Here is a 22,784-nt window from a genome sequence, read left to right as displayed (position 1 = left end):
CGGGTATATAAATTGGCGCGGGTTGTTTTTCGTGACGCACGAATTTATCTCATTCAGTGGCTGACTAAAATTCGTCACACTCTTAGCCAGAGACAATCTCTTAATACAGACAAAGAGCATCTGCGAAAAATTGTACGCGCGATGTTCTGGCTGATGCTGCTTATTATTTCTGCAAAAATGGCGTATTCACTCTGGCGCTATATCTCCTTTTCTGCGGAATACACATCGGCTTCTTCATCGGCGAATAAACCGACACGTGCGGATGCAAAAACGCTCGATAAAAAAGACGTGCAATTAATCAGCCAGCAAAACTGGTTTGGCAAATATCAGCCCGTTGCCGCGCCGGTAAAACAACCCGAACCTGTGCCTGTGGCAGAAACGCGTCTTAACGTGGTGCTGCGCGGGATCGCCTTTGGTGCCAGACCCGGCGCGGTTATTGAAGAAGGCGGCAAACAGCAGGTCTATTTGCAGGGTGAACGGCTTGGCTCTCACAACGCAGTGATTGAGGAAATCAATCGCGACCATGTGATGCTGCGCTATCAGGGAAAAATGGAGCGCCTCAGTCTGGCAGAAGAGGAGCGTTCCACCGTAGCCGTGACCAACAAAAAAGCCGTCAGTGACGAAGCAAAGCAAGCTGTTGCTGAGCCTGCTGCCAGTGCGCCAGTTGAGATCCCGGCAGCCGTGCGTCAGGCGCTGGCGAAAGATCCGCAGAAAATTTTTAACTATATCCAGCTTACGCCCGTGCGTAAGGAGGGGATTGTCGGTTATGCAGTGAAACCGGGGGCAGATCGTTCTCTGTTCGATGCCAGCGGTTTCAAGGAAGGCGATATCGCCATTGCGTTAAATCAGCAGGATTTTACTGATCCACGAGCAATGATTGCTCTGATGCGGCAGTTACCTTCAATGGATTCCATTCAACTTACGGTTTTACGCAAGGGTGCGCGCTACGACATTTCCATCGCGCTGCGCTAACCGCATTTAATCCAGGAGAATCATTCATCGTGTTTTGGCGTGATATTACGTTGTCGGTCTGGCGTAAGAAGACAACTGGCCTCAAAACAAAAAAGCGTTTACTGCCGCTGGTGCTGGCAGCGGCATTATGTAGTTCACCGGTCTGGGCGGAAGAAGCCACTTTCACCGCCAATTTTAAAGATACCGACCTGAAGTCGTTCATAGAAACCGTCGGTGCTAACCTTAATAAAACCATCATTATGGGGCCGGGCGTACAGGGGAAAGTGAGTATTCGCACGATGACCCCGCTCAATGAACGCCAGTATTACCAGCTATTCCTTAACCTGCTGGAAGCGCAGGGGTATGCCGTCGTGCCGATGGAAAACGACGTGCTGAAGGTGGTGAAATCCAGCGCCGCAAAAGTTGAGCCGCTGCCGCTGGTTGGTGAAGGCAGCGACAATTATGCGGGCGATGAAATGGTCACCAAAGTGGTGCCGGTACGCAATGTGTCGGTACGCGAACTGGCGCCAATTCTGCGCCAGATGATCGACAGCGCGGGCTCAGGCAACGTTGTTAATTACGATCCCTCTAACGTAATTATGCTTACCGGACGTGCCTCGGTCGTGGAACGGCTGACAGAAGTGATCCAGCGCGTGGATCACGCAGGAAACCGCACCGAAGAGGTGATCCCGCTGGATAATGCCTCGGCTTCGGAAATCGCCCGCGTGCTGGAAAGCCTGACCAAAAACAGCGGCGAGAACCAGCCAGCAACGCTGAAATCACAAATTGTCGCTGATGAACGCACTAACAGCGTAATTGTCAGCGGTGACCCCGCCACGCGAGACAAAATGCGCCGCCTGATCCGTCGGCTGGACTCAGAAATGGAGCGCAGCGGCAACAGCCAGGTGTTCTATCTCAAATACAGCAAAGCCGAAGATCTGGTCGATGTTCTGAAACAGGTCAGCGGCACGCTCACGGCGGCTAAAGAAGAGGCGGAAGGCACGGTCGGTAGCGGGCGTGAGGTTGTCTCCATCGCCGCCAGCAAACACAGTAATGCCCTGATTGTTACCGCGCCGCAGGACATCATGCAGTCGCTGCAAAGCGTGATTGAACAACTGGATATCCGCCGTGCTCAGGTGCATGTCGAGGCGTTGATCGTGGAAGTTGCCGAAGGCAGCAATATCAACTTCGGCGTACAGTGGGCATCGAAAGATGCCGGATTAATGCAGTTTGCCAATGGTACGCAAATTCCTATCGGCACGCTGGGGGCAGCCATTTCTCAGGCGAAACCGCAGAAAGGCTCCACGGTGATCAGCGAAAACGGCGCTACCACCATTAACCCGGACACCAACGGCGATCTCTCCACGCTCGCCCAGCTACTTTCCGGCTTTAGCGGTACGGCGGTTGGCGTGGTGAAAGGCGACTGGATGGCGCTGGTACAGGCGGTTAAAAACGACTCCAGCTCGAACGTTCTCTCCACGCCGAGCATCACCACGCTGGACAACCAGGAAGCCTTCTTCATGGTGGGCCAGGACGTTCCGGTATTAACCGGATCTACCGTTGGCTCTAATAACAGCAATCCTTTCAACACGGTAGAGAGGAAAAAAGTCGGCATCATGCTGAAAGTCACGCCGCAGATTAACGAAGGTAACGCGGTACAGATGGTGATTGAGCAGGAAGTCTCCAAAGTGGAAGGACAGACCAGCCTCGACGTGGTGTTTGGCGAGCGCAAACTGAAAACCACCGTGCTGGCTAACGATGGTGAGCTGATCGTGCTTGGCGGTCTGATGGACGACCAGGCGGGAGAGAGCGTGGCGAAAGTGCCGCTGCTGGGCGATATCCCGTTGATTGGTAACCTGTTTAAATCCACGGCAGATAAAAAAGAAAAACGTAACCTGATGGTGTTTATCCGCCCGACCATTCTGCGTGACGGTATGGCGGCAGACGGCGTGTCGCAGCGCAAATATAACTATATGCGCGCCGAACAGATCTATCGCGATGAGCAAGGCTTAAGCCTGATGCCGCATACCGCGCAGCCGGTACTGCCAGCGCAAAACCAGGCCTTACCGCCGGAAGTACGCGCGTTCCTCAATGCCGGGAGAACGCGTTAATGGTGCCTGTAGCACAGGAAACCACCGCTAACACCGTGCGTCTGCCCTACAGTTTCAGCCGTCGGTTTAGCCTGGTGGCATGGTGCGAAGCGTCGCTGGAGATCCTCCACGTCCACCCGTTGTCGCTCTCTGTCTTGCAGGAGTTGCAGCGGGGGCTGAACGCGCCCTTTACGCTGCGGCAAATCGACGAGGCCGAATTTGAACAGCGACTGAATGCGGTCTGGCAGCGGGACTCTTCCGAGGCTCGCCAGTTGATGGAAGATCTCGGTTCTGCCGAGGACTTTTTTACCCTCGCAGAAGAACTGCCGGAAACGGAAGATTTGCTGGAAAGTGACGACGATGCGCCAATCATCAAACTGATCAACGCCATGCTGGCAGAGGCGATTAAAGAAGGCGCTTCGGATATCCACATCGAGACGTTTGAAAAGAGTCTGGTGATCCGTTTTCGCGTTGACGGCACATTGCATGAAATGCTGCGCCCGGGGCGCAAACTGGCTTCGCTGCTGGTATCGCGTATCAAGGTAATGGCGCGGTTGGATATCGCCGAAAAGCGCGTGCCGCAGGATGGCCGTATTGCGCTGCTGCTGGGCGGTCGGGCGATTGACGTGCGTGTCTCCACCATGCCATCCGCCTGGGGCGAGCGCGTGGTGCTGCGACTGCTGGACAAAAACCAGGCCCGTCTGACGCTGGAACGTCTGGGGTTAAGTCACGAACTGACCGCGCAGTTGCGCCAGTTATTGCACAAACCGCACGGCATTTTTCTGGTGACGGGGCCGACGGGTTCTGGCAAAAGCACCACGCTGTACGCCGGATTGCAGGAGCTGAACAACCACTCGCGCAACATTCTCACGGTTGAAGACCCTATCGAATACATGATTGAAGGGATCGGTCAGACGCAGGTCAACACCCGCGTCGGGATGACCTTCGCCCGTGGCCTGCGTGCGATTTTGCGTCAGGACCCGGATGTGGTGATGGTCGGTGAAATCCGCGATACCGAAACCGCAGAAATCGCCGTCCAGGCGTCATTGACCGGACACCTGGTACTTTCCACCCTGCATACCAACACGGCGGTGGGGGCGATCACGCGTTTGCAGGATATGGGCGTAGAGCCTTTCCTGCTCTCTTCCAGCCTGACGGGCGTGATGGCGCAGCGACTGGTTCGCACGCTGTGTACCGACTGCCGCCAGTCCGCGCCTGCCACTGACGAAGAAAAACGCCTGCTGGGGATTACCGATGCGCGTACCGTCACGCTGTACCATCCGCAGGGCTGCCCCGCCTGTAATCACAAAGGTTTTCGCGGACGTACTGCCATCCATGAGCTGATCGTGGTGGACGCCACGCTGCGTGATTTGATCCACCGTCAGGCCGGGGAACTGGAGCTGGAACGTTATGTCCGGCAACACTCTACGGGTATCCGCAGCAACGGCATTGAGAAAGTGCTCGCCGGAGAAACCTCTCTCGATGAAGTTCTGCGGGTAACCATGGAGGCGTAATGGCACTGTTTTACTATCAGGCGCTGGAGCGTAATGGTCGCAAAACCAAAGGCATGATTGAGGCGGATTCCGCGCGTCATGCCCGCCAGTTGTTGCGCGGTAAAGACCTCATTCCCGTGCACATTGAAGCCCGGATGAATGCATCGGCAGGGGGAATGTTGCAGCGTCGGCGGCACGCACATCGTCGCGTGGCGGCGGCAGATCTGGCGCTGTTCACTCGTCAACTGGCAACGCTGGTACAGGCAGCAATGCCGCTGGAAACCTGCTTACAGGCGGTCAGTGAGCAAAGCGAAAAACTGCATGTAAAAAGCCTCGGAATGGCGCTGCGCAGCCGGATTCAGGAAGGTTATACCCTGTCGGACAGCCTGCGCGAACATCCCCGCGTCTTTGATTCCCTGTTTTGTTCGATGGTGGCTGCCGGAGAAAAATCCGGGCATCTCGACGTGGTGCTCAATCGCCTTGCGGATTACACCGAACAGCGCCAGCGCCTGAAATCACGACTGTTGCAGGCCATGCTCTATCCGCTGGTATTGCTGGTGGTGGCAACGGGCGTGGTCACTATTTTGCTGACGGCGGTAGTGCCGAAAATCATCGAACAGTTTGATCATCTCGGACACGCGCTGCCCGCTTCCACCCGCGCGCTTATTGCCATGAGCGACGCGTTACAGGCCAGTGGTGTTTACTGGCTGGCGGGATTGCTGGGACTTCTGGTGCTGGGGCAACGGCTACTCAAAAATCCTGCTATGCGCCTGCGCTGGGATAAAACTTTGCTGCGCCTGCCCGTGACGGGGCGTGTTGCGCGCGGACTGAATACGGCGCGTTTTTCCCGCACTTTAAGCATCCTCACTGCCAGCAGTGTTCCGCTGCTGGAAGGTATTCAGACCGCTGCCGCCGTGTCGGCAAATCGCTATGTCGAGCAACAACTGCTGCTGGCGGCAGATCGCGTCCGCGAAGGGAGCAGTCTGCGCGCCGCGCTGGCGGAGTTGCGCCTGTTCCCGCCGATGATGTTGTACATGATCGCCTCCGGCGAACAGAGCGGCGAGCTGGAAACCATGCTTGAACAGGCCGCAGTCAACCAGGAACGGGAGTTTGATACCCAGGTTGGGCTGGCATTAGGGCTGTTTGAGCCTGCGCTGGTGGTGATGATGGCGGGCGTGGTGCTGTTTATCGTCATCGCCATCCTCGAACCAATGCTGCAACTGAACAATATGGTTGGAATGTAATTTACGGAGTTATCACATGAATTCGTTATCCCGCACACAAAAACCACGGGCAGGTTTTACCCTGCTGGAAGTGATGGTAGTGATTGTTATTCTTGGCGTTCTGGCAAGTCTGGTGGTGCCTAACCTGTTGGGCAACAAAGAGAAAGCGGATCGGCAAAAAGCCATCAGCGATATCGTGGCGCTGGAGAACGCGCTGGATATGTACCGACTGGATAACGGGCGTTATCCGACTACCGAGCAGGGGCTGGAGGCGCTGATCCAGCAACCTGCCAATATGGCGGATTCCCGCAACTACCGTCCTGGTGGATACATTAAACGACTGCCAAAAGATCCGTGGGGCAATGATTATCAGTATCTCAGCCCCGGTGAAAAAGGGATGTTTGATGTTTACACCTTAGGGGCGGATGGTCAGGAAAACGGGGAAGGCGCAGGCGCTGATATCGGTAACTGGAATTTGCAGGAGTTTCAGTAATCAGTGCCCAGACGCGGATTCACTCTTCTGGAAATCATGCTGGTGATTTTCCTTATCGGCCTTGCCAGTGCTGGCGTGGTGCAGACTTTTGCGAGCCGTTCTGAACTGCCCGCGAAAAAAGCGGCACAGGATTTTCTGACTCGCTTTACGCAGTTTAAGGACAGGGCAGTGATCGAAGGACAAACACTCGGTGTGCTAATTGACCCGCCTGGCTACCAGTTTATGCAGCGTCGTCAGGGGCAGTGGTTGCCCGTTTCTGCGACCCGGTTATCGGCACAGGTTACGGTGCCGAAACAGGTGCAGATGCTGTTACAACCCGGAAGTGATATCTGGCAGAAGGAGTATGCGCTGGAGCTGCAACGTCGCCGCCTGACGCTGCACGATATTGAACTGGAGCTGCAAAAAGAGGCGAAAAAGAAGACGCCGCAGATCCGTTTTTCGCCTTTTGAACCTGCTACGCCGTTTACGCTGCGCTTCTACTCGGCGGCGCAAAACGCATGTTGGGCGGTAAAGCTGGCGCACGATGGCGCGTTATCCCTCAATCAATGTGATGAGAGGATGCCATGAAGCGCGGATTTACCTTGCTGGAAGTGATGCTCGCACTGGCGATTTTTGCGCTGGCTGCCACGGCGGTATTACAGATCGCCAGCGGCGCGCTGAGTAATCAGCAAGTTCTTGAGGAGAAAACGGTAGCGGGCTGGGTAGCTGAAAACCAGACCGCTCTACTCTACCTGATGACCCGCGAACAACGGGCGGTCAGGCACCAGGGCGAGAGCGATATGGCCGGAAACCGCTGGTACTGGCGAACCACACCGCTGAATACCGGTAACGCGCTGCTCCAGGCGGTGGATATTGAAGTCAGCCGTCACGAAGACTTTTCGTCGGTGATTCAGTCACGACGCGCCTGGTTTAGCGCCGTGGGAGGCCAACAGTGAGAAGGACTCGCGCTGGTTTCACGTTACTGGAAATGCTGGTGGCAATCGCCATTTTTGCCTCACTGGCGCTGATGGCGCAGCAGGTGACAAACGGCGTTACGCGTGTGAATAGCGCCGTCGCCGAACACGATCAAAAACTAAACCTCATGCAGCAAACGATGAGTTTTCTGACCCACGATCTGACACAAATGATGCCGCGCCCGGTAAGAGGCGATCAGGGGCAGCGGGAACCGGCGTTACTGGCGGGCGCTGGCGTGCTGGCGTCTGAGAGTGAAGGGATGCGCTTTGTACGTGGCGGCGTGGTTAATCCGTTGATGCGCCTGCCGCGCAGTAATCTGCTCACCGTCGGTTACCGCATTCATGACGGTTATCTCGAACGGTTAGCCTGGCCGCTGACCGATGCAGCAGGCAGCGTGAAGCCAACAACGCAAAAATTAATCCCGGCGGATTCGCTCCGTTTGCAGTTCTACGACGGCACGCGCTGGCAGGAGAGCTGGTCGTCAGTGCAGGCGATCCCCGTGGCAGTGCGCATGACTCTGCATTCGCCGCAATGGGGCGAGATTGAACGTATCTGGTTGTTACGCGGGCCGCAATTATCATGATCACCTCACCACCAAAACGCGGAATGGCACTGGTCGTGGTGCTGGTATTGCTGGCGGTCATAATGCTGGTAACCATCACACTTTCCGGGCGGATGCAGCAACAACTTGGGCGAACGCGCAGCCAGCAGGAGTACCAGCAGGCGCTGTGGTACAGCGCCAGTGCTGAAAGCCTGGCGCTGAGCGCGCTCAGTCTGAGCCTGAAAAATGAACAACGTGTGCATCTGGCACAGCCGTGGGCATCCGGCCCTCGTTTCTTCCCTCTGCCGCAGGGGCAAATTGCCGTTACCCTGCGCGACGCACAGGCCTGCTTCAACCTGAATGCCCTTGCTCAACCGACAACGGCGTCGCGTCCGCTCGCGGTACAACAACTGATAGCCCTGATCTCGCGCCTCGACGTACCTGCTTATCGGGCCGAACTTATAGCCGAAAGCCTGTGGGAGTTTATTGACGAGGACCGCAGCGTGCAGACGCGTCTGGGGCGTGAAGACAGCGAGTATCTCGCCCGCTCGGTACCGTTCTACGCCGCCAATCAACCGTTGGCTGATATCAGCGAGATGCGCGTGGTGCAGGGAATGGACGCCGGACTCTATCAAAAACTGAAACCGCTGGTTTGTGCGCTGCCGATGACCCGCCAGCAAATCAACATCAACACCTTAGACGTCACACAAAGTGTGATTCTTGAGGCGCTGTTTGACCCGTGGTTAAGCCCTGTTCAGGCGCGGGCGTTATTGCAACAACGTCCGGCGAAGGGCTGGGAAGATGTCGATCAGTTTCTTGCGCAGCCGCTACTTGCTGACGTAGATGAGCGTACTAAAAAACAGCTAAAAACCGTCCTGAGCGTGGACAGCAATTACTTCTGGCTGCGTTCGGATATCACCGTGAATGAGATTGAACTGACGATGAACTCGTTAATTGTCCGCATGGGGCCACAACACTTTTCGGTTCTCTGGCATCAGACAGGAGAAAGTGAGTGAGTTCCATGCTTGAGATTTTTATCCCGCTTTGCGCCTCCGATCCCATCCGTTGGCAGCACCGTACCACCGACGTGGAGCACGGCATCTGGTCTGACGTTGACAACGAACAGCTCCAGCAATGGCTGCAAACTGATGCGATTCGACTCTACATTCCCGGCGAATGGATCAGCGTCTGGCAGGTTGAACTGCCTGATGTCCCTCGCAAGCAGATACCCACTATTCTGCCCGCCTTACTGGAAGAAGAGCTGAACCAGGATATCGACGAACTGCATTTTGCGCCGTTGAAAATCGACCAGCAACTGGCAACCGTGGCAGTGATTCACCAGCAGCATATGCGCAACATTGCGCAGTGGTTGCAGGCAAACGGCATCACCCGCGCTACCGTTGCGCCGGATTGGATGTCCATTCCTTGTGGCTATATGGCTGGCGATGCGCAACGGGTTATCTGCCGCATCGATGAATGCCGGGGATGGAGCGCCGGGCGGGCGCTGGCTCCGGTGATGTTCCGCGCCCAGCTCAATGAGCAGGATTTACCGCTTTCGCTAACCGTGGTCGGGATCGCGCAGGAAGAGCTATCTGCATGGGCTGGCGCAGACGCTGAACGCCTGACAGTGACGGCTCTGCCCGCCATTACCACTTATGGCGAACCGGAAGGAAACCTGCTAACTGGACCGTGGCAGCCTCGGGTCAGCTACCGAAAACAGTGGGCGCGCTGGCGGGTGATGATTCTGCCGGTATTGATTATCCTGGCGGCGTTAGTCGTGGAAAGGGGCGTGACATTATGGAGCGTCAGCGAACAGGTGGCGCAAAGTCGTGCTCAGGCAGAGAAACAGTTCTTAACGTTGTTCCCGGAGCAGAAGCGGATTGTGAATTTGCGCTCTCAGGTGACGATGGCGCTGAAAAAATATCGCCCGCAGGCCGACGATACCCGGCTGCTCGCAGAATTGTCAGCGATCGCCAGCACCCTGAAAACGGCGTCACTTTCCGACATCGAGATGCGTGGTTTCACCTTTGATCAAAAACGCCAGACGTTTCACCTCCAGCTGCGGGCCGCGAACTTTGCCAGTTTCGACAAACTGCGTAGCGCACTGGCGGCAGATTATGTTGTGCAACAGGACGCGTTACAGAAAGAGGGTGATGCGGTTTCCGGCGGCGTAACGTTGCGGAGGAAATAACATGTTACGCGATAAATTTATTCACTATTTTCAGCAATGGCGTGAGCGTCAGTTAAGCCGTGGCGAATACTGGCTGGCACAGCACCTGGCGGGGCGTTCGCCGCGTGAAAAGGGCATGTTACTGGCAGCGGCGGTGTTTCTATTTAGCGCAGGATATTACGTCCTCATCTGGCAGCCTTTGAGCGAACGGATTGAGCAACAGGAGACGATGTTGCAACAGCTGGTGGCGATGAACGCGCGACTGAAGAGCGCCGCGCCGGATATTATCGCAGCGCGGAAATCTGCTACAACAACGCCTGCGCAGGTATCGAGGGTCATCAGTGACAGTGCTTCTGCGCACTCAGTGGTCATCAAGCGGATAGCCGAGCGCGGGGAGAATATCCAGGTCTGGATAGAACCAGTGGTGTTTAATGATCTGCTGAACTGGTTAAACGCGCTGGATGAAAAGTATGCGCTGCGGGTGACACAAATTGATGTCAGCGCAGGTGAGAAGCCGGGGATGGTGAATGTGCAGCGACTGGAGTTGATAAGAGGATAAGTGTTCCAGTAAATTCCTTACCTGTGAAATTCAGTCCGAAAGGTGAGTGTATAATCTTCTTATCCACTCACCGAGTTAAATATTTTTGCAATAAGAAATATCCCACTCCCGCCATCACTGAATGTTCTGCAAAACGACAGATACGAGTTCTCTCCTGAAACAGCCCTGCGTCCTATAAATATGCTTACGTGTGGCAATACATCATGATTATTAATAGATGCAATGAATCATTAGGTGGCAATTGATAGGTCAAAACATATAGGATAATTCTTGTGTGATATGTATTTTGTGTAGCCTGGAAATTAGTAAAATTCCTGGAGATAATCAGAAAGGGAATTTCAAGTAAGTATAATAATTTCCATGGAAACTATTCGTCGATTTTTAGAAAAGTCTGCTCAGGTATATCTACTGAGGGATGATGCTGGTTATAACACTGGTTAAAATAAATACGCAAAATAATCAAGGTATATATTTTAATCGACGAAAATAATTACTTCCGGGATTATTGATGTGACTTAAATAACACCATTTAAATGTGATATAAATCACAAATATGGCTGTGAAGAGGGTGCTGTAGATATAAATAAGAAGTACATGAGTGAATTTTAAATAGGGAAATAGTTTCTCGCTAAACAATTTATTGGTAATCAATTGCGTGCGTTCTGGTTTGATACAGGTTGTAGGTATTGTTACGCATAAAATACATAGAGGTGTTATAATCAAGCAGTTAACAGTAATGGTAAAAATAATTTCTCGCGAAACTAACATCCATTTTGAATAAGTGTGTTACGGAGTAATCCAGAACGCATGGTGCTTTACGTCTTTTTCAAGCCATATTGGTTAAGCAAAAAGAGGTAAAAATAATTTCCTGAGAAATTAACTCTACATTCTAAAACGGCCAGTTTTCTGAAATTACCAGAAGACCGAATACATTCATGCCTGAAGAATGGATTAGAAGAAAAGAGACGGAAATAGAACAGATTATTTCTGCGGAAATAATTTCTGCAGAAATTGTTTGCGGCTATTAAAAAGGCCGAACCGTCTGAACGAAATTTATCCAGTTACAAATAAGTATTACCTCCAGTGTATTGGTAGCTGTTAAGCCAAGGGCGGTAGCATACCTGAAGATATTAGGATCACATCATCAAATGGCAAGAAGTGGATTTGAAGTTCAGAAAGCCGCTGTTCATGCTCTCTTTTTACGAGAGTTAAAAACACGCTTTGGTAAATATCGCCTTGGATATTTATGGGCGATACTAGAACCTGCCTCTCATATGTTGATTTTATTTTTCATATTTGGTTTCATCATGCATAGAACCATGCCTGGCATATCATTCCCGGTCTTTCTGCTAAATGGTATTATTCCATTCTTTATATTCTCGAATATATCAAGCAGATCTATAAACGCAATTGAGGCAAACCAAGGGCTATTTAACTATAGACCCGTAAAACCTATTGATACTATTATTGCACGAGCTATTTTAGAATTATTAATTTATTTATTAGTATATATTATTTTGCTTATTATATTATTTACATTTAAAGAACAATTTTCATTCGAACGATTGTTATTATTAATAGTTACATGGTTCCTACTTTTTTTAGTATCTATAGGAATAGGGACCATATTTATGATCATTGGCAATACTTTTCCTGAAACTGAAAAATTGCTCCCTATTTTATTAAAACCATTATATTTTGTGTCCTGTATAATGTTTCCATTGCATTCAATACCTAGAGAATATTGGTCATATTTATTGTGGAACCCATTAGTGCATATCGTGGAGCTTTCAAGAATAGCCATGTTAAACAACTACAAATCTGATGGTGCAAGTCTATCTTATTTATCACTATGTGCACTAATAATACTGTTTTTTTCATTAGCATCATACAAAGTTAAAGAAAAAGAGATGTTAACATCATGATTCATATTGATAATTTAACAAAAAGTTATAGAACATCGAAAGGGATACACTTTGTTTTTAAAAATATAAATTTAAAAATCCCAAGTAACAAAAATGTTGCTTTAATAGGACGTAACGGTGCTGGCAAATCAACTTTATTAAGGATAATTGGTGGAATTGACAGGCCGGATAATGGAAATATTATTTGTAATAAAAAAATATCATGGCCAGTAGGCCTTTCCGGAGGATTCCAAGGCAGTCTTACTGGTCGGGAAAATGTTAAATTTGTCGCTAGATTATATTCTAAAAAAAATGAATTACAATCAAAAATAAAGTTTGTTGAAGATTTTTCTGAGCTTGGGCATTATTTTGATATGCCTATCAAAACTTATTCATCTGGGATGAAATCACGCCTTGGTTTTGGCTTAAGTATGGCATTTGATTTTGATTATTATTTAGTTGATGAAGTCACAGCTGTTGGCGATGCTCGATTTAAAGAAAAATGCTCGAGGATTTTTAAAGAACGTTATGAAAAATCTAATATTATAATGGTATCTCATAGTCTAAACGCATTAAAAGAATTTTGTGATATAGCTATATATCTTAAAGCATATGATGAGATTAAGTATTATGACTCTGTAATAGATGCTCTTGATGAATATTCTTTTGATATAAAAAATGTAAAATAACTTTATTTATTATTCCTGCCAAATTATCAAAGTACATTGTTATGTCTATAATAGTTAATCATGTAATGTCATCTAATATTACAAGTGGAATCTTTACGGATCTTCTTTCTTATTATAAAAAATATTGTGACAAAGAGATATCGATAGTTGAAAGTTGCAGACCAATTGATAACGCAGACCTCTATCACTATCACCGCCCTCATTTGGAAAGCGAGCTAAAAGCAAACTCTGTTGTAACTATTCACCATGACTTAAATGATACAGATCCTTGGTTAAATTATGAAAAATTTCATCCTAGATATATGGAGGCAAAGAAAATATTATGTCTTAATTCAATGCAACAAGCATTCATACATAATAAGGGGTTAACAAATACTGAAGTTATCCCACATGGTTATAATTCAGATGTATTTTGTAATACACTAATGTCAAAGAAAAAAACTGATAAGATTAATATCGGTTTTATTTCAAAAAGATATGGTCGCAAAGTTAAGGGGAAGCTTATCTTTATGAGATTTTCAAAAGACTGGATTCACAAAAATACAAATTTATTTTTGTCGGCGTTGATAGAACAATAACAGCATATAAAGCTGCACAATATGGTTTTGAAGTAAAGTGCTATGAAAGACTACCATATTTTTGTTATGGAGATTTATATAAACAACTCAATTTCCTTTTAGTAACTAGCTTGTATGAAGGTGGCCCTGCAAATATCCCTGAGGCAATTGCATCAGGCACACCAATAATATCGACACCTGTTGGAATGGTGAATGACTATGTTAAAAATGGTGTGAATGGTATTATTTTAACTGGTGATATTGAAAAAGATATTGATAATATTAACCATTTTTCTCAAGACATTAATTACCAAGAATTAGAAAAAAATGCGTTCGCAAGTTCAAAAAATATAATGACATGGCAAGATGTAATGGAAAAAACCTCATTAATCTATAAAAATATGGTAAGGTGATTATAATGAAAAATATAAGCATTTTATTTTCCGATAGCGTACATTTTCATGTAAGGAATTTTAAAAGTTTATTTGATTTTATTGAAAGGCATAAGATATATCATACTTTTGTACGCGAAAGGAATAAATGGGTAAGCGCTTACGGGAATTATGAGTGTTTTTTTGATGAATTGCAACCAAAATATAATGAATTGCTGGAACAAGATAGAGAGGAATTATATTACTTTACAGTAAATGGAATTAATCTTTTTAAAGTATGCAGAGATGAAGCATTATCATATTATTTGCCAATTGACAGCTTTAGACTTTTATTAAGCGGTGTGCCTGATGATAGTGATTTATTTTTGTTCATGATGCAAACGGACTCTAGGGCATTACTGCTAAACTTAGCTGCTGCCTGGTCTTGGATTGATTTTTGGAAAGATAAACTGAGTAATATAAAAAAACATACATATGCTTGTATTTTTTCTGGAGCTCAAATATATAACAGAGTTTTATTAGAGATTCTTAAAACTCACCCAACAACACCTCTTGTCTTGGAACATTTTTTCACAGGGAATGAATACTATATTGAAGAGAAGTATGACCCTATTCCTAATAATACAAATTTAAAGATAAGTAATGTCTATAACTCAGTTAATATAGAAGAAAACGGTTTTGAGTTAGAAAGGACAAGGATTAAAGCGATTAATAAGGTTCTCTTGGCTAAAAACAAGAATGTTACCCAACCTTCAGAAACATTCTTAATTGAAAAAAAAGGTAGCAAGACAGTTACTATTATAGGTCAAGTTGTAAATGATTTCTCTGTCATTTGTACTGCAAAGAAATATCTTTCAACTATAGATTTTTATATTGAATTGATTGATAGACTGTTATGCGATGATGATGTTTTTGTTATATTTAAATCCCATCCTTGGGAAAGACACAAAAACAATATACGGTCTGCTTTGACCTTTGAAAAGATCCATGAGTATATTAAAGAACTTCCTGATGATAAATCATCAAGAGTATTTATTATAGAGGATTTCAATTTAGAGAGCCTAATAAAACAATCTGATCATATAGTAACTTTGTGTTCTCAATCAGCAATCGAGGCTGCATTTTTAGGTGTTAAGCCAATACAACTTGGTAATGCATTTTATGGGAAAAAAGGATTTACATATGATTTTGATAGTATTGATGAGTTTTTTACTGCCTTAAAAGAAAATAAACTAAATAAATATCTTACTATTGAAGAGTACAGTAATCTTGAACTTTTTTTGATAAAGTTTCTTGAAAAAAGCCTTGTTTCCATTCATAAATCAGGGATTCTAAGTTTAGAGAAAAAGTTGAAACTTCCATCTTATATATCTTTAGTTAAACCAATTGTTGGAGAAAAAAATAAAATAAATCACAATAAAGTTTCTAATAAATCTTCTGAAGGGAATGTTAAAACTGTTATTGAGAAAAAAGAAAATGATGAAATAAAAAAAAGTATTTTTGAAAAAAACAGAATTATCGATACTTACCCCATCATGTGAAAATGAAAGGAAATATATAAAGAAAATAAAAAAATTCAAGCAAAATCCTAAAAGATTTTTTATTGACTCCCGGTATAAATCACTTAATTTTTTAGCAAAAATTTTATTTTAATAGGCAAGTGATAATATGTTGGTTCATAATGCATTTAAACCAATTGATATAAGAAACTCAAAGGATATATTTTTAAATAAAATTAATAGATATATCGCTCAAGATAAAATGCAAATAAAATCGATGTCTAATCCTTTTTTTCAGGTAGACAACGAAAATATGGATATATCTGAGCTTTCCGCTATTTTTACAACACAATATCAAACTCATGAGGTGATCATTATTGAGGTTGAATCATGTAAAATTGGCCCTCGCCCAGAAGGAATGCCAAGGTATTGGCCTATTTTATATAAAGATAAATATCTTTGGAATTTTATAAATGTGTCTGGGAAGCAAGCTTTAAAAGAACAAGGAATACTTAATTATAATGAGAGGCAGTTATTTGTTGATGATTTTCATGACTCAATAAAAATTCATGGTAAGTCTATCTGGCTTTATATGTTCTCAATTTAGATCATTTATATCGAGAGTCGTTGCCTGCACTTTATTTGATAAAACAGGTATATGGTTCATTAGATGGTTTTAATATTGTTACGCCACATATATCAGAAGAACTTGTTATTTTGCTTGAAGGTTTAGGTGTTAAAAGAAATAAAATAATACAAGTTGGAAACACTTGGATTGAATTTGATAATGTGATAATCACATCATTTCCAAGTTTCGGTCATTTACATACTCCAAGCGATTATTATATCAAAAGCTGTAATAATCTTTCAGAGTCATTCTCGAAATTATCAAATATTACTCAGAAACATAAAATTTTTATTTCTCGGCGGAATGCAACACAGCGAAAAATCCATAACGAAATAGATTTATATAAGTACTTTGAAGAACAGGGATATTACATCTGTGATCCGGGTGATTATACTCCAAGTGAACAAATTGCTCTGTTTTCTCACGCGGAAATAATTGTTGGATCGCATGGGATGGGCATTGCAAATGCTGTTTTTTCAAAAAATTTAAAAATTCTTATTGAGATAATGCCTACAGATTGGAATAGAGTTAGTTATTATCGTACTACTCAGCTAATGAATTGTAAATATGGATGCTATTGGATAGAAAAAAATGAGGATAAAGAGCTGACAATAGATGTTGATAGGTTTGTAATGTTCGTAGAACACTGTACGGCGTCATTAAATGACGATGTCTAAAATCGTAACTAATTACCCCATGGCCTGATAATTATTTCTTGTGTTTTTATTTTACGGCTTATCATATAGTGTTATTAACTATTTTTTGAATAGTTGATATATTAAATAAATAACATAAGTTATATTTCCATAATTATTGTATTTTAATATGATGTTGATTTCATTAACCATACATATGATACAAAAAATATGTGATATCACACTCTGCTAAATATAAATGGTAACTATCTTATTACTGTAATGACTTGTTATTGAATGGAACTCTATTTACTAAATATGTGCCTTTTTCATAACTCAGTCGTCTATAATAAACTGCATTAATCTGCGTCTTCATTAATAAATACTCACGAAACTTCTTAAACAGTTTCATATCCGGTTTAAAGTTAGCCTGCCAGAACTGGTGCAAATGCCCTTGATACGTCAATCCTTTGATGTCGTACAGGGCATTGCCCATCACTTTGAGCGGTTTGTTATGAATCAGCGCAGAGATCCCTGCCGTACTGTTTATTGTTACCACCGCTTTTGCATGGCGTAATAATTCCGGCATCGGGAGATCGTGCACATAAATGACGCGCTCACCTAAGCCATATTCCGTACTCAACCGCTTAATTAATGGTCGATAGAGTCTGTGACCACGATCCATCGGATGATGTTTGATCACCAAATAACTTTCTTTCGGCGCTTTACGTGAAAATGAGTACATGACTTCATTAATATAGTCACGCACATCGTTATAATTGCTGTGGTTACGAATCTGGCTATCGTTGTACACCTGCAAAACGGCAAGATAATAACGCTGATCCAGCTCATTCATTAACCTCGGCAATACCTTACGCTGTGTTACTTTGTAAAGTTGCTTGCGCCAGTACGCACGAACCCAGCAACGTGCTTCATACCAGGGGGAAAACGATTTGTGGTGGCGGTAGCGAGGGAACTCATGACGGTAATGCCAGCCCATCAGGTAATACCACATCGCATGGCCAATGCGTTTCATCGTTGAAGGTTTTAAGTTCTCAATGTGCGGCGCAGCCATATCTGGTAACTTACGATAAAAATCCGGATCGCGCGGTAGCGATGAATATGCGTTCACTCCGCCTTCTTCAACAGTAATAAACTGCGGGCGTAAATATCCTTCTTCAAATGCCAGAAAGCGGATCTCTTTCGTATTCGCCCACCGTTTTGCTTCTTTGTGTAATGGGCGGCAGTCGCCAAAGCAGAGGATGGTATCAAAGTCATATTGTCGGTGGAGATCTCGCAACCAACCGGGAAACTCTTTCGGCGTTTGGTAATAAGCCAGATATTGTCGATTACGGCAGTAAAAAAGATCCCCGCCGTTGAATACAACATTCACAGCGTTACGGCCTAATGACTCTAACCACTCGGCGATGTCATTGAAAAAAGGTCCCATCGGTCCCTGCAATAGCAGGTACTTTTTACCGGATAACAAAATGCTTAGTGCATTATCTTGCATAAATAATCTGTGCAATAGTCAATAATGAAATTGGTTAATCCAGTCTGACTCTGCAGAACATGATTAACTTACGGTAAATATTAATAACTCTGTCAATATTATTTTTTCTAATTACCATCGGCTTGCGCGGCGTCTGGATTAAATATTCCGCAGCTTCTTCAACCGTAATAGGTTGTAGCCGTGTTGGGTGGATATAGGTTGGATAAACAATCAACGCCTGATAGATCAAGTCTGCTAGCGTTAATCTGCGCTCGCGGCGCGGGCAGTGATGTTCATCAACGGTTAAACCCCAACCGGCATAGAAGGGCAGGCCGTAACAATGAACTTGCTTGCCATGTAATATCGCTTCAAACCCGGACAATGATGTCATGGTATGCACTTCATCTGCGCGCTGAATGCATTGAATAATATCTGCGTCCAGTGCCTGATAATCGGCAAGTTCAGCGATCAATTTAGCCGGAATATTACCCTTGCGATTCCCCACTAATACATCCGGGTGCGGTTTATAAATGATGTAGGCGTGCGGGTTACGTTCACGTACGGTGCGTAATAACTCAAGGTTGCTCTTAATCGAGACAGTGCCAGTTTTAATAGAGGCATCGTCCTCTACCTGACCCGGTACCAGGATAACTTTTTTACCTTTGGCTTCGGCTGGTAGAGAGAAATCGGCTCCCAGGTTGTACTTGCTCAGTTTGCTTTCAACCAGTCGCTGGCGTAATTTTTCAGCTCGCATCTGCTGTGTCAGCGTTAACTGGCTATAATTCAGCAGCACTTCCAGGTCGCTGGGGCGCGTGGCGTCATAGTAAATCCCGCGTTTATCCAGCACCAGCGATAGCGGCGGCAGCAGGTCAGAGCCAAGTCCGGATGAACGCAGAAAACCATCTTCCATTCGCCATAACGGCAGTGAGTTTCGCTGTGCTTCGGCTCGCCATTGCTGTTCTCCCTTTACACCCCATACCACGCAAGCGGTGGCCGCAGTACAGCGACGTGTAAAACTCAGTCGGTTTGTCGCCGTTCGTAAGAAAGGTTTCAGGATCGCCGATTTCCACAGCGTTAAGCCTGGCGCCCATAAATAGCCATTACGCTGTTGCTGATGGTTGCGCTGTAATTGCAGCCATTGCAGCACGGTAAACAGATCGCTTACTGCTCCCGTTTGCGGATCGATATAGCGACAGTAACGCAGGTATGCAGCGGCAAAAAGTTCTTCCAGCGTGGCAGAACCGCGTCGGGCAGATAACACAGCGGACTGCGGATGGCGGTCGTCGGTTAAGCCCCAGCCTGCATACCAGGGCTGACCGAAACATGTCACCGGTTTTCCTGCCAGCAAGGCTTCAAAGCCGTACTGGGAGGTCACGACGTAAACCCTGGAAATGTGTCGCAACAGCGACTGCGGGCTGACATTCTCGGCAATCAAACGTACTCGTTGTGTGGCGCGCAGATCAGCGAAATAACCTGTTTTCTTTCCTTCCAGGACATCCGGATGCACCTTCACCCAAATTTCGGCTTGAGGATTTTCCGTAATCGCGGCTTCCAGCATGGCGGCAAACTCATTCTGACCCGCATTACCATACTTCACTGACATATCATTAAATGTCTGATCGACAACCAGAACGATGTCTGCACGTTCCGGCTCATCAGCCACAAACGCAGGCGCCAGGTTATATTTCGACAAATCCCCGGTCACGATGGTGTGCATCGCTTCTCTGGCCTGGCTTATCAGCGCTGCATTTCCGGCTTTATCCTGTACCAGTTTCTCCAGCGCCGAAGGCTTGCTGGCATCGTAGTAAATGCCGGAGTCGTCCACCACCAAAGAAAGCGGCGGTGCTCCATTGACGCCAAGATCCAGCGAGCGCACAAATCCATCTTCCAGACGGATGATGGGTTTTCCCGCTGCTTTGGCGATTGCCATCGGTTTCGCCGCGCTGGGGCGATGCCCCCACACGGCGATAGCATCGACGTTTTGCGGAACAGGACGCAGCAGAGAAAGTTTCTGGCACGGCTGCGCCAGAAATTTCTCCAGATGCGGAATACGCCAGATGCCAGGCGAGTAAATGCCAATCATGCGTTTTCAGCCAGTTCCTGTGCCATCAGGGCGCGCACCTTTTCAAGGCATGCCGGGGTGTCAACGCCCGGCCCGGTTGCGGCAACCTCAAATGTGCGAATGTTGATCCCCGCGTTCATCAACCGTAGCTGCTCCAGTGACTCCGCCTGCTCCGGCATGGACTCTGGCAATTGACTGTAGTTTTGCAGCACATCGCGACGATAAGCGTAAATACCAACGTGTTTCAGGTAGCGCGCTTTTTCAGCATTGCGCGGATAGGGAATCGGCGAACGGCTGAAATAAAGTGCATCCTGGCGGGTATTTACCACCACTTTTACCGTGCTTGGCTCTGTCGCTTCTTCGGCAGAAATCGCGTGGCATAGCGTTGCCACCGGCAACGCGGGATCATCACGCATTCCTTGTAGCAACGTTTCTACATCCCGCGGGCGAATCATTGGTTCATCGCCCTGCAGGTTAATGTAGATGTCTGCTTCCACCGTATGCATCACCTCGACCAGCCGATCGGTGCCGGATTCATGATCGTTGCGCGTCATGATGGCTTTCCCGCCAAAAGCCTGCACGGCCTGTTCAACGCGCGGGTCGTCAGTTGCCACCCAAACTTCTGCGACGCCCGCCACCTGTAACGCACGCTCGTAAACATGCTGGATCATCGGTTTGCCAACAATATCGAGTAACGGCTTACCCGGCAGGCGCGAGGAGCCATAACGAGCCGGAATGACAATAACTGCTTTGCTCATTTCAACTCCTTACAACGACAGAATCACTTTTGCACCCACCGCCAGCTGATAGAGGATGGTGGAAATACCACGGGTAACTTCAATGTTTTTTGATTCATATTTCGGCAGAACCATAATCTCATCACCCGGCTTGAGTGAATCCACATCTTCCGCGTTGACCGCTGCACCGTTCTGACGAATGACGATAATTCTGGCGTTACCCGATTTCTGCGTCAGGCCACCACATTTCTCGATGTAATCCTCGGTGGTCATTCCCTTCTGCCAGCTCACCGCGTTCGGGAACAGCACCTCGCCATGAACCATAACCAGCGATGTTTTCTCCGGAATATTGATGACGTCGCCATCTTCCAGCAGAACAGAATCAATATTGGACTCGTTGAGGATCACTTCACCTTTCGGAACCACGGTGCGCGCTTTCGCCACAAAGCGGCTGATCAGTTGCGCTTCCTGCATTCGCAGGCTGGCTTCTTCTTTGGTGGAGGACTGGGCAGAAAGTGACGCTTCCTCCAGCTTTTGCAGCGAGAGATTCAGCATCTCTTTCTGCCGCTGGGCCACTGATGGGCGATAAAGCTGAACCGCGTTCATCTGCGACATGCTGTTCGGACGGACTTTTTCCAGAACCGCACGCATGGTGGAGCCATAAGGCAGCACCATGGCATGTTCACCGGAGTGCGCGCCTTCAACCCGCACCTGAATGGTGCCGGCATAGCGGTCAGTGCTCACTATTAAGGTATCGCCGTTCTGCAACATGCGGCCTGGCGCAGAACTGATCGGATAGTATTCGCTACGTTTTTGCAGCCCCTGTTTGCGCATAATCGTAATGTGCGTCGCACCAGGCTTAGGGCGCGCCCAGCTCAACGCTTCTGTTACAGGAATGCTGCTTTCGCGGAACTCAAAGTCGTAGCTGTTAAAGACATCGCCCTGGACGCTGAACGTATGCTGACGAGGCCCAACGATGATGGTGTCACCATCGGCGAACTGCGAAAGCCCCAGTTTGCCGTTTAGCAGGAAGTCGTACAGGTTGACGTTGGAGCGCACGCGGTTACCGCGCTTGACCACAATATCAACGTAACTTCCGCGCTCTGGATCAACGCCGCCAGCCTTGATCAGATAATTGAGTAACGAATCGGACGTCACGCCGCCGTACAGACCAGGATTACGCACAAATCCGGTCACGTACACTTTTACTGGCTGCGCCTGTAATAAGGAGGCGTAGACGTTGACGTTGGACTGGTACACTTCCTTCACTTTGGATGTAACCAGAGTGTTCAACTGACTATTGCTAACCCCGGCAACTTTCACTGGACCAACGTTTGGCAGAAAAATATTGCCTTTGGGATCAACCTGTAACGCACCATCAAAGGTGAACGCACCCCATAAACGAACCTGAATGCTATCGCCCGGATTCAGAATATAGTCAGGGTTGAATCCTACCGTCGCACCGCTATCCGCGCTGGTGCCGTTGAAAAGTTGAGCACCAAACATACGGCTCATTACCATCGGCGGTGCGGGCGGCGGGGTATTGTCGAAGCCGCTCATGTTTTGCGTATCCGACTTCTGTCCGCTCAGAATACCGGGCAGTGGTGCGGCTCCTGTCAGGTTTGGGTCAGCGTTAATATCAATGGCCGCGCTGGCCTGCGCCGCGTGACAGGCGGCAATCAGTAAAATTGATTTAAATAATTTCATCACAAACT

General features: G+C 47.2%; 22 protein-coding genes. 18 read left to right on the top strand and 4 right to left on the bottom strand.

Annotated elements, in window-relative coordinates:
* Positions 1 to 12: 12 nt before the first annotated feature.
* The 18 genes from gspC (at position 13) to FEM44_RS25440 (ending at position 16,820) form a co-directional block, all read left to right on the top strand.
* The gene (gene gspC, locus FEM44_RS05870; protein ID WP_138158937.1) at positions 13 to 972 is read left to right on the top strand and encodes a type II secretion system protein GspC; all 960 of its coding nucleotides are present in this window, start codon (positions 13 to 15) and stop codon (positions 970 to 972) included.
* A 29-nt stretch (positions 973 to 1,001) separates the two neighbouring features.
* Positions 1,002 to 3,062, top strand: a complete 2,061-nt coding sequence (gspD, locus tag FEM44_RS05865) for a type II secretion system secretin GspD (RefSeq protein WP_000498829.1) — start codon at positions 1,002 to 1,004, stop codon at positions 3,060 to 3,062.
* On the top strand, positions 3,062 to 4,555 hold the full coding sequence (gene gspE / locus FEM44_RS05860; protein WP_135524039.1) for a type II secretion system ATPase GspE: 1,494 nt from the start codon (positions 3,062 to 3,064) through the stop codon (positions 4,553 to 4,555). The genes gspD and gspE overlap by 1 nt, the downstream gene beginning before the upstream one ends.
* Positions 4,555 to 5,778: a type II secretion system inner membrane protein GspF gene (gspF, locus tag FEM44_RS05855; protein WP_135524040.1), complete on the top strand. Its 1,224-nt coding sequence runs from the start codon at positions 4,555 to 4,557 to the stop codon at positions 5,776 to 5,778. Before gspE ends, gspF begins: the two co-directional genes overlap by 1 nt.
* A 16-nt stretch (positions 5,779 to 5,794) precedes the next feature.
* Positions 5,795 to 6,250: a type II secretion system major pseudopilin GspG gene (gene gspG / locus FEM44_RS05850; protein WP_001087292.1), complete on the top strand. Its 456-nt coding sequence runs from the start codon at positions 5,795 to 5,797 to the stop codon at positions 6,248 to 6,250.
* A 3-nt stretch (positions 6,251 to 6,253) separates the two neighbouring features.
* Positions 6,254 to 6,817 carry a type II secretion system minor pseudopilin GspH gene (gspH, locus tag FEM44_RS05845; protein WP_135524041.1) on the top strand — a complete coding sequence of 188 codons (564 nt, stop codon included), beginning with the start codon at positions 6,254 to 6,256 and terminating at the stop codon, positions 6,815 to 6,817.
* Positions 6,814 to 7,185, top strand: coding sequence for a type II secretion system minor pseudopilin GspI (gene gspI / locus FEM44_RS05840; RefSeq protein ID WP_135524042.1), 372 nt, complete (start codon positions 6,814 to 6,816; stop codon positions 7,183 to 7,185). Before gspH ends, gspI begins: the two co-directional genes overlap by 4 nt.
* Positions 7,182 to 7,787, top strand: coding sequence for a type II secretion system minor pseudopilin GspJ (gene gspJ, locus FEM44_RS05835; protein ID WP_135524043.1), 606 nt, complete (start codon positions 7,182 to 7,184; stop codon positions 7,785 to 7,787). Before gspI ends, gspJ begins: the two co-directional genes overlap by 4 nt.
* Positions 7,784 to 8,761, top strand: a complete 978-nt coding sequence (gene gspK, locus FEM44_RS05830) for a type II secretion system minor pseudopilin GspK (RefSeq protein WP_135524044.1) — start codon at positions 7,784 to 7,786, stop codon at positions 8,759 to 8,761. Before gspJ ends, gspK begins: the two co-directional genes overlap by 4 nt.
* Positions 8,758 to 9,936, top strand: coding sequence for a type II secretion system protein GspL (gene gspL / locus FEM44_RS05825; RefSeq protein ID WP_135524045.1), 1,179 nt, complete (start codon positions 8,758 to 8,760; stop codon positions 9,934 to 9,936). The genes gspK and gspL overlap by 4 nt, the downstream gene beginning before the upstream one ends.
* Position 9,937: 1 nt before the next feature.
* Entirely contained in the window at positions 9,938 to 10,474 is a 537-nt protein-coding gene (gene yghD / locus FEM44_RS05820; RefSeq protein WP_135524046.1) for a GspM family type II secretion system protein YghD, read from the top strand.
* 1,148 nt (positions 10,475 to 11,622) lie between these two features.
* Positions 11,623 to 12,399: an ABC transporter permease gene (locus FEM44_RS05815; protein WP_016249197.1), complete on the top strand. Its 777-nt coding sequence runs from the start codon at positions 11,623 to 11,625 to the stop codon at positions 12,397 to 12,399.
* On the top strand, positions 12,396 to 13,067 hold the full coding sequence (locus FEM44_RS05810; RefSeq protein ID WP_016249196.1) for an ABC transporter ATP-binding protein: 672 nt from the start codon (positions 12,396 to 12,398) through the stop codon (positions 13,065 to 13,067). Before FEM44_RS05815 ends, FEM44_RS05810 begins: the two co-directional genes overlap by 4 nt.
* 41 nt (positions 13,068 to 13,108) lie before the next feature.
* A complete protein-coding gene (locus FEM44_RS25455; protein WP_240731778.1) occupies positions 13,109 to 13,645 on the top strand; it encodes a hypothetical protein in 537 nt (178 codons plus the stop codon).
* Complete coding sequence (locus tag FEM44_RS25450) at positions 13,582 to 14,037, top strand: glycosyltransferase (RefSeq protein ID WP_346763572.1); 456 nt, start codon at positions 13,582 to 13,584, stop codon at positions 14,035 to 14,037. Before FEM44_RS25455 ends, FEM44_RS25450 begins: the two co-directional genes overlap by 64 nt.
* A gap of 5 nt (positions 14,038 to 14,042) precedes the next feature.
* On the top strand, positions 14,043 to 15,557 hold the full coding sequence (locus FEM44_RS05800) for a capsular polysaccharide export protein, LipB/KpsS family (protein ID WP_346763571.1): 1,515 nt from the start codon (positions 14,043 to 14,045) through the stop codon (positions 15,555 to 15,557).
* Between the two features lie 127 nt (positions 15,558 to 15,684).
* Positions 15,685 to 16,122 (top strand): hypothetical protein, encoded by a 438-nt coding sequence (locus FEM44_RS25445; protein WP_240731776.1) that lies wholly within the window; start codon positions 15,685 to 15,687, stop codon positions 16,120 to 16,122.
* A 20-nt stretch (positions 16,123 to 16,142) separates the two neighbouring features.
* Positions 16,143 to 16,820: a glycosyltransferase family 61 protein gene (locus FEM44_RS25440; protein ID WP_240731774.1), complete on the top strand. Its 678-nt coding sequence runs from the start codon at positions 16,143 to 16,145 to the stop codon at positions 16,818 to 16,820.
* Between the two features lie 232 nt (positions 16,821 to 17,052).
* Here FEM44_RS25440 and FEM44_RS05790 read toward each other — a convergent pair whose 3' ends face one another.
* The 4 genes from FEM44_RS05790 to FEM44_RS05775 are packed head-to-tail and all read right to left on the bottom strand — an operon-like array spanning position 17,053 to position 22,776.
* Positions 17,053 to 18,291 carry a capsule biosynthesis protein gene (locus FEM44_RS05790; RefSeq protein WP_016249192.1) on the bottom strand — a complete coding sequence of 413 codons (1,239 nt, stop codon included), beginning with the start codon at positions 18,289 to 18,291 and terminating at the stop codon, positions 17,053 to 17,055.
* 34 nt (positions 18,292 to 18,325) lie between these two features.
* Complete coding sequence (locus FEM44_RS05785) at positions 18,326 to 20,353, bottom strand: capsular polysaccharide biosynthesis protein (protein ID WP_135524047.1); 2,028 nt, start codon at positions 20,351 to 20,353, stop codon at positions 18,326 to 18,328.
* Positions 20,350 to 21,090 (bottom strand): 3-deoxy-manno-octulosonate cytidylyltransferase, encoded by a 741-nt coding sequence (gene kdsB / locus FEM44_RS05780; protein ID WP_135519817.1) that lies wholly within the window; start codon positions 21,088 to 21,090, stop codon positions 20,350 to 20,352. Before kdsB ends, FEM44_RS05785 begins: the two co-directional genes overlap by 4 nt.
* A gap of 9 nt (positions 21,091 to 21,099) precedes the next feature.
* Complete coding sequence (locus FEM44_RS05775) at positions 21,100 to 22,776, bottom strand: polysaccharide biosynthesis/export family protein (protein WP_135488781.1); 1,677 nt, start codon at positions 22,774 to 22,776, stop codon at positions 21,100 to 21,102.
* Between the last annotated feature and the right edge of the window lie 8 nt (positions 22,777 to 22,784).

Origin of the sequence: Escherichia sp. E4742, assembly GCF_005843885.1 — a bacterium.
In the GTDB taxonomy this organism is placed as follows: domain Bacteria; phylum Pseudomonadota; class Gammaproteobacteria; order Enterobacterales; family Enterobacteriaceae; genus Escherichia.
Note: the sequence above shows the minus strand (reverse complement) of the source record. Positions and strands in the feature narration are given on the sequence as shown.

Bases quoted from the DNA above. Each gene is read 5' to 3' on its own strand.
- gspF (WP_135524040.1), top strand. From the start codon at position 4,555: ATGGCACTGTTTTACTATCAGGCGCTGGAGCGTAATGGTCGCAAAACC.
- FEM44_RS05800 (WP_346763571.1), top strand. From the start codon at position 14,043: ATGAAAAATATAAGCATTTTATTTTCCGATAGCGTACATTTTCATGTA.
- FEM44_RS05785 (WP_135524047.1), bottom strand. From the start codon at position 20,353: ATGATTGGCATTTACTCGCCTGGCATCTGGCGTATTCCGCATCTGGAG.
- kdsB (WP_135519817.1), bottom strand. From the start codon at position 21,090: ATGAGCAAAGCAGTTATTGTCATTCCGGCTCGTTATGGCTCCTCGCGC.
- FEM44_RS25445 (WP_240731776.1), top strand. From the start codon at position 15,685: ATGTTGGTTCATAATGCATTTAAACCAATTGATATAAGAAACTCAAAG.
- FEM44_RS25455 (WP_240731778.1), top strand. From the start codon at position 13,109: ATGTCTATAATAGTTAATCATGTAATGTCATCTAATATTACAAGTGGA.
- gspG (WP_001087292.1), top strand. From the start codon at position 5,795: ATGAATTCGTTATCCCGCACACAAAAACCACGGGCAGGTTTTACCCTG.
- FEM44_RS05775 (WP_135488781.1), bottom strand. From the start codon at position 22,776: ATGAAATTATTTAAATCAATTTTACTGATTGCCGCCTGTCACGCGGCG.
- FEM44_RS05790 (WP_016249192.1), bottom strand. From the start codon at position 18,291: ATGCAAGATAATGCACTAAGCATTTTGTTATCCGGTAAAAAGTACCTG.
- FEM44_RS05810 (WP_016249196.1), top strand. From the start codon at position 12,396: ATGATTCATATTGATAATTTAACAAAAAGTTATAGAACATCGAAAGGG.
- yghD (WP_135524046.1), top strand. From the start codon at position 9,938: ATGTTACGCGATAAATTTATTCACTATTTTCAGCAATGGCGTGAGCGT.
- FEM44_RS05815 (WP_016249197.1), top strand. From the start codon at position 11,623: ATGGCAAGAAGTGGATTTGAAGTTCAGAAAGCCGCTGTTCATGCTCTC.
- gspE (WP_135524039.1), top strand. From the start codon at position 3,062: ATGGTGCCTGTAGCACAGGAAACCACCGCTAACACCGTGCGTCTGCCC.
- gspI (WP_135524042.1), top strand. From the start codon at position 6,814: ATGAAGCGCGGATTTACCTTGCTGGAAGTGATGCTCGCACTGGCGATT.
- gspK (WP_135524044.1), top strand. From the start codon at position 7,784: ATGATCACCTCACCACCAAAACGCGGAATGGCACTGGTCGTGGTGCTG.